Origin of the sequence: Streptomyces lavendofoliae (genome assembly GCF_014649735.1) — a bacterium.
Taxonomy (GTDB): Bacteria; Actinomycetota; Actinomycetes; order Streptomycetales; family Streptomycetaceae; genus Streptomyces; species Streptomyces lavendofoliae.
Genome location: NZ_BMTP01000004.1, coordinates 491,946 through 504,089, shown reverse-complemented (window position 1 = coordinate 504,089; position 12,144 = coordinate 491,946). Strand labels below are relative to the sequence as shown.

At 72.9% G+C, this 12,144-nt stretch carries 11 protein-coding genes; 2 read left to right on the top strand and 9 right to left on the bottom strand.

What is annotated here, in order from left to right; translation table 11 throughout:
* Window positions 1-338 precede the first annotated feature (338 nt).
* A complete protein-coding gene (locus IE109_RS10770; RefSeq protein ID WP_189550546.1) occupies window positions 339-1,346 on the bottom strand; it encodes a stage II sporulation protein M in 1,008 nt (335 codons plus the stop codon).
* 117 nt (window positions 1,347-1,463) lie between these two features.
* Between IE109_RS10770 and IE109_RS10765 the strand changes: the two genes are divergently transcribed.
* The gene (locus IE109_RS10765; protein ID WP_189550545.1) at window positions 1,464-2,645 is read left to right on the top strand and encodes an RDD family protein; all 1,182 of its coding nucleotides are present in this window, start codon (window positions 1,464-1,466) and stop codon (window positions 2,643-2,645) included.
* Window positions 2,646-2,665: 20 nt separating this feature from the next.
* On the opposite strand, the gene IE109_RS10760 is transcribed toward IE109_RS10765, so the two are convergent.
* The 8 genes from IE109_RS10760 to IE109_RS10725 all read right to left on the bottom strand — a co-directional run bounded on the left by IE109_RS10760 (window position 2,666) and on the right by IE109_RS10725 (window position 11,430).
* On the bottom strand, window positions 2,666-3,280 hold the full coding sequence (locus IE109_RS10760) for a hypothetical protein (RefSeq protein ID WP_189550544.1): 615 nt from the start codon (window positions 3,278-3,280) through the stop codon (window positions 2,666-2,668).
* A gap of 136 nt (window positions 3,281-3,416) precedes the next feature.
* The gene (ahcY, locus tag IE109_RS10755) at window positions 3,417-4,874 is read right to left on the bottom strand and encodes an adenosylhomocysteinase (protein ID WP_189550543.1); all 1,458 of its coding nucleotides are present in this window, start codon (window positions 4,872-4,874) and stop codon (window positions 3,417-3,419) included.
* Window positions 4,875-5,230: 356 nt separating this feature from the next.
* Complete coding sequence (locus tag IE109_RS10750; RefSeq protein WP_189550542.1) at window positions 5,231-6,166, bottom strand: cation diffusion facilitator family transporter; 936 nt, start codon at window positions 6,164-6,166, stop codon at window positions 5,231-5,233.
* Between the two features lie 83 nt (window positions 6,167-6,249).
* Window positions 6,250-7,416 carry a mannose-6-phosphate isomerase, class I gene (manA, locus tag IE109_RS10745; RefSeq protein WP_189550541.1) on the bottom strand — a complete coding sequence of 389 codons (1,167 nt, stop codon included), beginning with the start codon at window positions 7,414-7,416 and terminating at the stop codon, window positions 6,250-6,252.
* 59 nt (window positions 7,417-7,475) lie between these two features.
* Window positions 7,476-8,753 carry an SIS domain-containing protein gene (locus IE109_RS10740; RefSeq protein ID WP_229890862.1) on the bottom strand — a complete coding sequence of 426 codons (1,278 nt, stop codon included), beginning with the start codon at window positions 8,751-8,753 and terminating at the stop codon, window positions 7,476-7,478.
* Between the two features lie 141 nt (window positions 8,754-8,894).
* The gene (locus IE109_RS10735; RefSeq protein WP_189550595.1) at window positions 8,895-9,077 is read right to left on the bottom strand and encodes a Trm112 family protein; all 183 of its coding nucleotides are present in this window, start codon (window positions 9,075-9,077) and stop codon (window positions 8,895-8,897) included.
* Window positions 9,078-9,534: 457 nt separating this feature from the next.
* Entirely contained in the window at window positions 9,535-10,926 is a 1,392-nt protein-coding gene (locus IE109_RS10730; protein WP_229890860.1) for a phosphomannomutase/phosphoglucomutase, read from the bottom strand.
* Between the two features lie 75 nt (window positions 10,927-11,001).
* Entirely contained in the window at window positions 11,002-11,430 is a 429-nt protein-coding gene (locus tag IE109_RS10725) for a DUF3499 domain-containing protein (protein ID WP_073757778.1), read from the bottom strand.
* A gap of 273 nt (window positions 11,431-11,703) precedes the next feature.
* Here IE109_RS10725 and IE109_RS10720 point away from each other — a divergent pair, with 273 nt between their 5' ends.
* Window positions 11,704-12,132, top strand: coding sequence for a metallopeptidase family protein (locus IE109_RS10720; RefSeq protein WP_189550540.1), 429 nt, complete (start codon window positions 11,704-11,706; stop codon window positions 12,130-12,132).
* Window positions 12,133-12,144 lie beyond the last annotated feature (12 nt).

Below are 12,144 nucleotides of genomic sequence, written 5' to 3'. Positions count from 1 at the left end.
CTTCGGTCTTTCGTGTTTCCAACCTTACCAGATCCTTTTTCCGTTCCGTTTCCGGTTCGGAGTCTGTTTCCGGTGGCCGTTGGAGGGCCTTTGCCTTTCGGCTGATCCGACTTTATCAGAATCATTTCCGCCGAGCTAATCGACGTTCGGGATTCGAAAGAAGAATCGGAGTGGCTCCGTGGAAATCAATTCCGACCGGAGCAAGAGAGACTTTAAACCTTCGCGCTCGAACCTGTCCAGTCCGAGGCAACCGTTCAAATCTACCTCCCCACGCGACCCGTGTCAACGGGGTTTGTGGGCGAAGAGGAGACTAGCAGGTCAGCGGGGCCGGACGCACATCAGGCGGCGGTGGGCTGGAGGGCGCTGCGGTCGGAGGACTCGACGTCCCCCGTCTCGCCGGCTCGGGCCGCTCGGCCGCCGAGGACGTACACGTACGCGAGAAAGGCCAGCTCGGCGGCGATGCCGATGGCGACGCGGGCCCAGGTGGGGAGCCCGGAGGGGGTGACGAAGCCTTCGATCACTCCGGAGACGAACAGCACCAGTGCCAGGCCCAGGGCCATGCCGAGAGCGGCCCGCCCCTGCTGGGCGAGAGCCGTGCGGCGAGGCAGGGGGCCGGGGTCGATGAGGGTCCAGCCCAGGCGCAGGCCGGTGCCGGCGGCGACGAAGACGGCCGTGAGCTCCAGCAGTCCGTGCGGGAGCAGGAGGCCGAGGAAGGTGTCCAGGCGGCCGGCCGACGCCATGAGCCCGAGACCGACACCGAGGTTCAGCATGTTGAGGAGGAGGATCCACAGGACGGGGACGCACAGGAAGGCGCCGAGGACCAGGCACATGGCGGCGGCCTGGGCGTTGTTCGTCCAGACCTGGGCGGCGAAGGAGGCGGCCGGGTGGCTGGAGTAGTACGTCTCGTACTCACCGCCCGGGCGGGTGAGCCGCCGCAGTTCCTCGGGTGCCGCGATGGACGCCTGGATCTCGGGGTGGGTGCCGATCCACCAGCCGATGAGGGCGGCCAGGAGCGTGGAGAGGACGGCGGTCGGGACCCACCAGTGGCGTGAGCGGTAGACCGCGGCCGGGAAGCCCGCGGTCAGGAAGCCGGCCGCGTCCCGCCAGGAGGCGCGCCGGGTGCCGGTCACCGTGGCGCGTGCGCGGGCCACCAGCTGGGTGAGCCGGGCCGTGAGCGCGGGATCGGGCGCGCTGGACCGGAGGAGGGAGAGGTGGGTGGCGGTGCGCTGGTAGAGCGCGACCAGTTCGTCGGCCTCCGCCCCGGTGAGGCGGCGGCCGCGTCGCAGGAGATGGTCCAGACGGTCCCACTCGGCGCGGTGGGCGGTGACGTAGACGTCGAGGTCCATGATCGGCTGCTGCTCCAGGCACTGGTGCGTACGGTTCGTACTACTGCGGCGCGCTGACGGCCAGCTTGGCAGACTGGCGTTCGGAGGGGTCGGGAAGGCCGGAGAAGGGTGGGCGCTGTGAGCGCGGTTGTGACGGGCGACGCGGTGGTCCTCGGCCTGCAGCCGGCGAGGCTGCCGAGCCGGGCGCTCGCGCTCGCGATCGACCTCGTCGTGGTGTGGACGACGTACCTGCTGATATCCGTGGGGCTCACCATGGCCACCGCCTCCCTGGACGAGGCGGCCGTCATGGCGGTGGGGATCGCGACCTTTCTGCTGGTGCTGGTGGGCGGGCCCATTGCGGTGGAGACGCTGACGCGCGGGCGGTCGCTCGGGAAGCTCGCGTGCGGGCTTCGGGTCGTGCGGGACGACGGGGGGCCGATCCGGTTCCGGCACGCTCTGGTCCGGGGGGCCATGGGGGTCGTCGAGATCCTGATGACGTTCGGCGTCGTGGCCTGCATCGCCTCGCTCGTGTCGGCGCGGGGGCGGCGGATCGGTGACGTGTTCGCGGGGACGCTCGTCGTACGGGAACGGATGGCGACGGCTCGGGGGGCGGGCGTCCCGCCTCCGCCGCCGTGGCTGGTCGGGCGGTTCGCGCAGGTGGACCTGTCGGCGGTGCCGGACGACCTGTGGTCGGCGATACGGCAGTACCTGACGCGGATGCGGCAGCTCGACGCGGCGGTGGGGCGAGCGCTCGCGGAGCGGCTGGCCGACGACCTGGTGGCCCGGACGGGTACGCCCCCGCCGTCCGGAGTGCCCGCGGCGGAGTACCTGGCCGCGGTGGTGCACGAGCGGCAGGCGCGGGACGCGCGGCGGGCCTTCGCCTCGGGCGGCGGGGCGGGGACGGTCGCGAGTGGCCCGGGTGGCCCGGGTGGCCCGGGTGGCCCGGGTGACCGGGACGGTGTGCGGGGTGCGGGGGGTTTCGGGGGCCGGAGTGGACCGGGAGTCGGCGGTGCTGCGGGTGGCCCCGCTGGTGCGGGTGACGCCGGTGGCCCGGGAGTCGACGGTGGTGCCGGTGGCCCCGCTGGTGCGGGTGACGCCGGTGGCCCGGGAGTCGGCGGTGCTGCGGGTGGCCCCGCTGGTGCGGGTGACCCCGGTGGCCCGGGAGTCGACGGTGGTGCCGGTGGCTCCGCTGGTGCCGGTCGTGCCGGTCGTTCCGGTGGCCCGGGTGGCGGTCGCGGTCCGGTGGTGGGGGGCGCGGGTGCCGAGACCGGTGACGGCCGGGGTGCGCCGCCTGCCACCGGGTTCGCTCCGCCCGCGTAGGACGGCCGGGTCGGGCGCGGTCAGGCGAAGGCCGACGGAGGGGTGTCGAGGTCTTCGAGCTCGACACCCGGGGCCGCGAGGACCACGTCGCCGGCGATGTGGACCGTGTGCCGCTCGCCCGTGTCGAGGGCGTCGACCTGGTACTCGTCCACGGTCAGGGGGCCGTTGTCAGTGGGGTGCGCTTCACTTCTGATCAGGGCCCACGACTGGTCGACGGTGAGGGGGGCGAGTACGGGGTCCGTGAAGGCGACGAGGCGGACCCGGCCGGCGGGGGAAGCGGGGGTGAGGCGCAGCAGGCGGGATGTCGCGACGAGGAACGCGGGGGACGTGCCGGTGAAGGCGTGGGCGCGCACATTGCCTTCGGTGGCGTGCGTTCCGGTCGGGTCGGTGCGCACCCAGGTGACGCCGTCGAGGGCGGCGCCGCGGACCTGCCAGCTCGCCGCGTGGAGTTCGAGCCGGATGGGGCGGCCGAGGTCGTCGAGGGTGAGATCGACGGAGCCGGCGTGGTCGCCGGAGGGGGTGGTGGTCCGGGATACGTAGCGCCAGCCGGAGGGGCCGGGGGCGCAGTGGAAGTGCTCTTCACCGAGGGGGGTGCGATCGTGCGGATCATGGAGCGAATATCGGCCGCGGGGCATGGGGTCTCGGGTCCTCGGGATCGGCGGTAGGGGACGCCCGGTACGGGGCAGGCCCCCGGCACGGGGGTGCGGGGGCCTGCCTGGTGCGTGCTGCGGTCACCGGCCGCTGCGGACGTGCGTCAGTGCACGGGCGCCGTCAGTAGCGGTAGTGGTCGGGCTTGTAGGGGCCTTCGACCTCGACGCCGATGTAGGCGGCCTGCTCGGGGCGGAGCGTCGTGAGCTTCACGCCGAGCGCGTCGAGGTGCAGGCGGGCGACCTTCTCGTCGAGGTGCTTGGGCAGCACGTAGACGTCGGTCGGGTACTCCTCGGGCTTGGTGAACAGCTCGATCTGGGCGAGCGTCTGGTCCGCGAAGCTGTTGGACATGACGAACGAGGGGTGGCCGGTGGCGTTGCCCAGGTTCAGCAGGCGGCCCTCCGACAGCACGATGATCTTCTTGCCGTCGGGGAAGGTCCAGGTGTGGACCTGCGGCTTCACCTCGTCCTTGACGATGCCGGGGATCTTGGCCAGGCCGGCCATGTCGATCTCGTTGTCGAAGTGACCGATGTTCCCGACGATGGCCTGGTGCTTCATCTTGGCCATGTCGGCGGCCATGATGATGTCCTTGTTGCCGGTGGTGGTGATGAAGATGTCGGCCGTCTCGACGACCTCGTCGAGGGTGGTGACCTGGTAGCCGTCCATCGCCGCCTGGAGCGCGCAGATCGGGTCGATCTCGGTGACGATCACGCGGGCGCCCTGGCCCCGGAGGGACTCCGCGCAGCCCTTGCCGACGTCGCCGTAGCCACAGACGACCGCGACCTTGCCGCCGATGAGGACGTCGGTGGCGCGGTTGATGCCGTCGACCAGCGAGTGGCGGCAGCCGTACTTGTTGTCGAACTTCGACTTGGTGACCGCGTCGTTGACGTTGATCGCCGGGAACAGCAGCGTGCCGTCGCGGTGCATCTCGTACAGGCGGTGGACGCCCGTCGTGGTCTCCTCCGTGACGCCACGGATCTCGGAGGAGAGGAGGGTCCACTTCTGCGGGTTCTCGGTCAGGGTGCGGTTGAGGAGACGGAGGATGTGGGCGTACTCCTCGCTGTCCGCGGTGGACGGGTCCGGGGCCTCGCCGGCCTTCTCGAACTCGACGCCCTTGTGGACCAGGAGGGTGGCGTCACCGCCGTCGTCCAGGATCATGTTGGGGCCGCCGGTGGCGGTGTCCGGCCAGGTCAGCGCCTGCTCGGTGCACCACCAGTACTCCTCCAGCGTCTCGCCCTTCCAGGCGAAGACCGGGACGCCCTTGGGGGCGTCCGGGGTGCCCTCGGGGCCGACGGCGATGGCCGCGGCGGCATGGTCCTGGGTGGAGAAGATGTTGCAGGAGGCCCAGCGGACCTGTGCGCCGAGCGCGACCAGCGTCTCGATCAGGACGGCGGTCTGCACGGTCATGTGCAGGGAGCCGGTGATGCGGGCGCCGGCGAGCGGCTGGGCCTCGGCGTACTCCTTGCGGATCGCCATCAGGCCCGGCATCTCGTGCTCGGCGAGGGTGATCTCCTTGCGGCCGAACTCGGCCAGGGAGAGATCGGCGACCTTGAAGTCCTGTCGGTTGGCGACAGTCGTCATTTCGAGCTGCTCCTCGTGTTGGGTCGAGGGTGGGTACGGCTGGCTCTGCGAGGTGGCTGGACACCACAAGGATGCCCGGTACCCGCAGTGCAGTCGTCGGAGGCCCTCTCTCCCTCGGCCGGTCCGTCGCGGACCGCCCGACCGCCATCAGCAGCGACGTCTGGCTTTCACACGAATCTACACCGATCGCTCCGGCGGGCCACAGTCCGCGGATGGCGGGGGCAGTGAAGGGGGTGGCGGGGGGCGGGGGTGGCGGTGCGGCGGGCGGGGGGGGGACGGCGGGAGGGCGCGTGTCCGGGCGGGGCAGCCGAGAGGCCCCCGTCCCTTGGGGCGGGGGCCTCTCGTCGCCGGTTCCGTCAGGTGACGGGGGTGGTGCGCTTGCTGTCCTGGTAGATGTCCGGTTCCAGGTAGATCACCCGGGCGATCGGTACGGCGGCACGGATGCGCGCCTCGGCGGCGTCGATGGCCGCGGCGACCTCGGAGGCCGTGTCGTCGTGCTGGACGGCGATCTTCGCGGCGACCAGCAGTTCCTCGGGCCCGAGGTGCAGCGTGCGCATGTGGATGATGCCGGTGACGGTGTCGTTGTCGACGAGCGCCTCCTCGATCTTCCTGACCTCGTCGATGCCGGCGGACTCGCCCAGGAGCAGCGACTTGGTCTCCGCGGCCAGGACGATCGCGATCACGATGAGCAGGATGCCGATGCAGAGGGTGCCGATGCCGTCCCAGATGCCGTTGCCGGTGACCAGGGCCAGGCTGACGCCGACGAGGGCGAGGACCAGGCCGACCAGCGCGCCGAGGTCCTCCAGGAGGACGACCGGGAGCTCGGGCGCCTTGGCGCGGCGGACGAACTCCTTCCAGGAGAGCTTGCCGCGGATCTGGTTGGACTCCTTGATGGCCGTCCGGAAGGAGAACGTCTCGGCGATGATCGCGAAGACCAGGACGCCGACCGGCCAGTACCAGGCCTCGATCTCGTGCGGGTGCTTGATCTTCTCGTAGCCCTCGTAGATGGCGAACATGCCGCCGACGGAGAAGAGGACGATCGAGACGAGGAAGGCGTAGATGTACCGCTCACGGCCGTAGCCGAAGGGGTGCTGGGGCGTTGCCTCGCGCTGGGCCTTCTTGCCGCCGAGGAGCAGCAGGCCCTGGTTGCCCGAGTCGGCGAGCGAGTGGACGCTCTCGGCGAGCATGGAGGACGAACCACTGAAGAGGAACGCCACGAATTTGCTCGCCGCGATAGCGAGGTTCGCGACGAGTGCCGCCACGATCGCCTTGGTTCCGCCTGACGCGCTCATGCGTGCGGGTGTCCCTTCTTGATGATGCTGGGGGGTGGTTCGTACGGCGGCACATTGTTGCAGTAGCGGTGACGGGTGGTACGTCAGGCCACCACCGTGGCACGAAAGACGGTGCCCGTACCGGACAGTTCGGTTCTTTCGCCCGCGGGGACGAACACGGACTGCCCTGGGGTGAGGGAGAGGTCGTTGGCCCTCGGCGCACCGGAGGTGGCGAGGACGATCTGGGGGGTGGGGGTGGTGATGTCGACGGGGGCGGCGCCCTCGGCCCGTACGAAACGGGAGAGGCGGAACTCGTCGACCGGCGTCTCGTAGACCTCTTCGCCGGACGGGGATGCCTCGGGCCGCAGGACGCCGGGGTCGTGCGGCTCGAAGCGGACGACGCGCAGGAGTTCGGGGACGTCGATGTGCTTGGGCGTCAGGCCGCAGCGCAGGACGTTGTCGGAGTTGGCCATGACCTCGATGCCGAGGCCGCCGAGGTACGCGTGCGGGACGCCGGCGCCCAGATAGAGCGCCTCGCCGGGCTGGAGCCGGACGTGGTTGAGCAGCATGGCGGCGAGGACGCCGGGGTCGCCGGGGAAGTGGTGCGCGAGGACGGCGTACGGGGCGTGGTCGCCGCCGAGGCGGTCGCAGGCCGCGGCGGTCTCGGTGACCGTGGCGGCCGTCTCGGCGGGGTCGGCGGCCAGGACGGCGGTGAGGACCTCGCGGAGCGCGGCGTCCTCGGGGTGGGCGCGCAGGAGGTCGACGTACGGCTTGAGGGAGTCGACCTCGAGCGCGGCGAGGAGGTCGGCGGTCCGGCCGGGCACGCGGAAGCCGCAGAAGCCCTCGAAGGGGGTGAGGGCGCAGATGAGTTCGGGTTTGTGGCTCGCGTCCTTGTAGTTGCGGTGGGGCGCGTCGACGGGGACGCCCGCGCGCTCTTCGGCGGCGTGGCCCGCCCGGGCCTGTTCGAGGTCGGGGTGGACCTGGAGGGAGAGCGGGGCGCCGGCCGCGAGGATCTTGAGGAGGAACGGGAGACGCGGGCCGAACCTGGCGACGGTGGCGGGGCCGAGTTCGCGTTCCGGGTCGGCTTGGATGAGGGCCGACAGGGGCTGCTCCGGGTGTCCGGCGCGGGTGACGCGGGACGGGGCGCCGGGGTGGGCGCCCATCCACATCTCGGCCTGCGGCTCGCCGGTGGGGGCGACGCCGAGCAGGTCCGGGATGGCCGTCGTGGAGCCCCAGGCGTAGGGGCGGACGGTGTTGGAGAGGCGGTCCATGCGTCGTCGTTCCTTGCGTCTTTGCTGCCGTGCGCCGGCCGGTGTGGCGGTGCGGGGCGTCAGGTGGTGTGGAGGCGGGACGTCAGCGCCAGGTAGACGGCCGCGAAGTCCGTGATCGCCAGGAGCTCCGCGACGCCTTCCAGGTCGGTCGTGCCGTCGTGGGCCGGGCCGGGGGTGGCGGCGGCGTCCTCGGCGGGGGCGCCGGTCCCGTTCGTCGTGCCGCTGCCGCTTCCGTCGCCGGGGGTCGCACCGTCCCCGTTCGCCGGGCCGGTGCCCGTGCCCGTCGCCGCGTCCTCGGGTTCGAGTTCGCTGATCGCCGTGTCGTGGCTCAGGGCGAGTTCGCGGGCTGCCGGGGCGGCGGTGAGGCCGCCGACGGGGCGGTCGCGGAGCAGGACGACACGGGCCCGCAGCGCCTGGGCCTCGTCCACGCGGTCGCGGAAGAAGTCGTCGGGGTCCGCGCCGCCCGCGAAGTCGCCCGCGAGGAGGACGCGGTGGGCGGCGAGTGCCTCGGGGAGTTCGGCGGCGAAGGCGGGGCGGCCGGCCAGCTCGGCGAGCAGGGCGGCGAACCGGCGGCCGATCGGGGCCGCCATGGCGCCCTCGGTCCAGATGAGGGGGAGGGTGTCGGCGAGCTCGGAGGCGAGCGTCTTGGCCGGGTTGCTGTACGTGGCGACGCCGGGGCCGCAGCGTTCGGCGGTGCGGTCGAGGCGGTCGGCGACCCGCTGGAGGGTGTCGGCGGACGCGCTGACGAGGCCCACCCGGTCGAGCAGCGCGAGGAGGGGGGTGAACAGCGCCCACAGGGCGGCGGGGCCGGCGTCCTGCGCTTCCTCGTCGGTCGGCTCGTGGGGGGCGGTGGCCATCGGGACGACGAGGCCGTGCCTACCGGTGACGGCCTCGGCGAGCGGTGAGCGCTGGGGGACGACGGCGACGACGGTGACGCCGCGGCGGTAGGCCTGCTCGGCGAGCACGGCGAGTCCGGGTTCGCTGCCGTCGGTTGTGGTGATCAGGAGCAGGTCGACGGAGCCGGCCCAGCCCGGGAGCGTCCAGCGGAGGGCTCCGGCGGCGGCCGCCACGCCGGTGGAGTGGAGGCGGGCCACGGGCGCGGAGGACCCGGCCAGGGCGGCCACCAGGTCGGCGACGCCGGCGGCCGCGGTGCCGGGGCCGGCGACCAGGATGGAGCGCGGGCGCCCTTCGGGGTTCAGCTCGGTGACGCCCGCCTCGGCGGCGTGGTGGGCGGCGGTGCGTACGCGCGCCCCGGCTTCGGCGGCTCCCCGGAGGAGGCCGCGGCGGTCGGCTCGGGCCAGGGCGTCCGGGTCGTCGAGCAGCGTCTCGTCGAGCATGAGGTGGGGCCTCCGATCGCCGTGCGGTGTGGGATGCGGTGCGGCGCTGCGCCGGTGGGCGGCGCCCCCTTGGGCGGGGCGGGACGCGGCCGGGGTGTCCGTGGGTCCCCGGCGCGGCCCGTGCGCGCTGCCGGTGCGCCGTCAGGCGGGGCGGCGGGCCTCGTCCACGAGGAGGACCGGGATGCCGTCGCGTACGGGGTAGGCCAGGCCGCAGTCGTCGCCGGTGCAGATCAGCTCGGGGGTCTCGGCTGCCGTGCGGTCGTTGAGCGGGGCGTGGCAGGCCGGGCAGGCGAGGATCTCCAGAAGGCCGGCTTCGAGCGGCATGGGGTGGGTCCCTTCGGGCGGGTGAGGCCGGTCGCGGTGGACCGGGTCCTGCGGTCGGTCGTGCGTGGTGCGGTGGTGCGTCATGCGGTGGTGCGTGGTGCGGTCGCCCGCGGTGCGGTCGTACGGGGTGGTGCTCGGTGACCCGTACGGCGGTGCGCTTCGGGCCACGTCAGCCTACCGCCGGGGGACCGGCGACACGGCGTCGGCGGGACGGGCTCGTCCCCCACTGCGCCCCTTCCCGGAACCACGGGCTTCACCCCCGCGAGCCCACCGGAGATCCGGGCGGGGTCTGCGGGCCCCCGGGTCGTGGGCCCGGGGGACCGGCGGACGGGACCCGGCAGGCGCCGGGGCGGCCCGCCCCGGGACGGCCGGCGCCGGGGCGGCCGGTCCCGGAACGGCCGGCCTCCGGACGGCTGGACGTTCGGGTCGGGCCCGGGACCGGGCCCGGGACCGGCGGTCAGGGCGTACGGACCAGGGCGAGGACCTCGTCACGCAGCCGGGCCATGGTCGGTTCGTCGCGGGCCTCGACGTTCAGGCGCAGCAGCGGTTCCGTGTTCGAGGGGCGGAGGTTGAACCACCAGTCGGCGCCCGTCACCGTCAGGCCGTCGAGGTCGTCGGTCGTGACGCCGTCGCGGGAGGCGAACGCCTCGCGGACCGCCGCCGTGCGGCCGGGCTGGTCGGCGACGGTGGAGTTGATCTCGCCGGAGCCGGCGTAGCGGTCGTACGAGGAGACCAGCGCGGACAGCGGCCCGTCCTGGCCGCCCAGGGCCGCGAGGACGTGGAGCGCCGCCAGCATGCCGGTGTCCGCGTTCCAGAAGTCGCGGAAGTAGTAGTGCGCTGAGTGCTCGCCGCCGAAGATGGCACCCGTACTGGCCATCTCCTCCTTGATGAAGGAGTGGCCGACCCGGGTGCGCACCGGCGTGCCGCCGTTCTCGCGCACGACCTCGGGCACGGACCACGAGGTGATCAGGTTGTGGATGACGGTCCCCGTGCCCCCGTTCCTGGCCAGCTCGCGCGCCGCGACGAGCGCCGTGATCGCCGACGGCGACACCGGGTCGCCCTTCTCGTCGACCACGAAGCACCGGTCGGCGTCGCCGTCGAAGGCCAGGCCCAGGTCGGCGCCCTCCTCGCGCACCCGCTGCTGGAGGTCCACGAGGTTGGCCGGGTCCAGCGGGTTGGCCTCGTGGTTGGGGAAGGTCCCGTCCAGCTCGAAGTACATCGGGACCAGGTCCAGCGGCAGGCCCCGGAAGACGGTGGGGACCGTGTGGCCGCCCATGCCGTTGCCCGCGTCGACCACGACCTTCAGCGGCCGGATGGACGTCAGGTCCACCAGGGTCTTGAGGTGGGCGGCGTAGTCGGTGAGGGTGTCGCGCTCGGTGAGCGTGCCCGGTGCGGCCGCCGCTTCCGGCGCGTCCGTCTCCAGCCACTTCTCCGTGAGGGCGCGGATCTCCGCCAGGCCCGTGTCCCGGCCGACCGGGGCGGCGCCGGCGCGGCACAGCTTGATGCCGTTGTACTGGGCCGGGTTGTGCGACGCGGTGAACATCGCGCCCGGCAGGCCGAAGGTCCCCGACGCGAAGTACAGCTGGTCCGTGGAGCACAGGCCGATCAGTGTGACGTCCGCGCCCCGCCGCGCCGCGCCGCGCGCGAACGCGCCGGACAGGCCGGGGGACGAGGGGCGCATGTCGTGACCAACCACGATCGCGTCGGCACCGGTCACCTCGACGAAGGCCGCGCCGAACAGCTCCGCCAGCGACTCGTCCCACTGGTCCGGGACCACTCCGCGAACGTCGTACGCCTTCACGATCCCCGACAGATCACGAGACGGACCACCAGACAGATCAGCTGTCACTTCCCCGCACCCTCCTGCAAGCCCTGTGTGTCCACCCTCGGTGGAGCACACAAACTACCCGTACGGGGCGGGCGGTCAGGAGTCGGGAGAGCGCAGCACCCGCAGGTGGCCTCGGCGCCCGACCTCCACCGGGTCCCCGGCCCGGCCTCCGGGCTTGCCGCCGGCCTGGGCCGCGCGCTCCTGGGGGCGGGCGGCCTCCCGCACGGCGTTGGCGAGCGCTTCGAGGTCGTCACCGCTGGGGCGGGCGGGGGCGGAGCCGTCCGAGAGCCGGACGACCTCCCAGCCGCGCGGCGCGGTGAGGCGCTCGCTGTGCTCGGCGCACAGGTCGTAGCAATGGGGCTCGGCGTAGGTGGCGAGCGGACCGAGAACCGCTGTCGAGTCGGCATAGACGTACGTCAGTGTCGCGACGGCAGGGCGGCCGCACGCGGTGCGCGAACAGCGACGTACAGGGCTCACGACGTTGGACGGTACCGCACTCTTGAGCGGGCCGCGACGACTCTCCACCAGGTCACTCGCCCGTGTCGCGGTGTGATGTCCCGCACACGGGTCGCCGGGAACGCTTTGCTGACCTGCGGGGAAGGGCTCGGTCCGGAGGTGCGGCGGTCGGCCTGCCGAACATCGCCCCGAACGAATCCGGTCAATCCCGGCGCTTCAACCGATCGGGCGGCCGTGCGGAACGGCGCCGAAGTATGGCCGGAACGCGCAATCCCCGACATGCCCGGGGCCCGGCGCGCGACACGATCGCGGTACGCCGGGGACGGCTACCCTGCCTCAGTGATGGACAGTCCCGTACCGCCCCGTCCGGCCGAGCCCCGGCCGCGCCGCCGAGACCGCCACGGTCGCGGCATGCGCGGGCCCGTCGCCCCGCCGCAGGTACCGCTCTCCGCCAGCCGTGCCGACACCTTCCGCGATCTGGTCGAGGACTCGGTGGAGCGGCTGGAGCGCCGCTGGCCCCAGCTGGCCGACGTCGACTTCCTCGTCCTGGAGGTGCCGGTGGCGCCCGAGGAGTCCGTGCCGCTGGGTGTCTCGCTGCCGGCCGGGCGCGACCGGCCGGCGCGGGTCGTCGTCTACCGGCGGCCGGTCGAGCTGCGCGCGAAGAGCCGGGACGAGCGGGCCCTGCTCGTCCACGAGGTCGTGGTCGAGCAGGTCGCCGAGCTGCTCGGGCTGTCCCCCGAATCGGTCGACCCCCGGTACGGGCAGGACTAGCCGATACGGGCA

Coding starts and splice junctions, on each gene's coding strand:
- ahcY (WP_189550543.1), bottom strand. CDS start 4,874: ATGACGACTGTCGCCAACCGACAGGACTTCAAGGTCGCCGATCTCTCC.
- IE109_RS10760 (WP_189550544.1), bottom strand. CDS start 3,280: ATGCCCCGCGGCCGATATTCGCTCCATGATCCGCACGATCGCACCCCC.
- IE109_RS10770 (WP_189550546.1), bottom strand. CDS start 1,346: ATGGACCTCGACGTCTACGTCACCGCCCACCGCGCCGAGTGGGACCGT.
- IE109_RS10740 (WP_229890862.1), bottom strand. CDS start 8,753: ATGCTCGACGAGACGCTGCTCGACGACCCGGACGCCCTGGCCCGAGCC.
- IE109_RS10750 (WP_189550542.1), bottom strand. CDS start 6,166: ATGAGCGCGTCAGGCGGAACCAAGGCGATCGTGGCGGCACTCGTCGCG.
- IE109_RS10720 (WP_189550540.1), top strand. CDS start 11,704: ATGGACAGTCCCGTACCGCCCCGTCCGGCCGAGCCCCGGCCGCGCCGC.
- manA (WP_189550541.1), bottom strand. CDS start 7,416: ATGGACCGCCTCTCCAACACCGTCCGCCCCTACGCCTGGGGCTCCACG.
- IE109_RS10735 (WP_189550595.1), bottom strand. CDS start 9,077: ATGCCGCTCGAAGCCGGCCTTCTGGAGATCCTCGCCTGCCCGGCCTGC.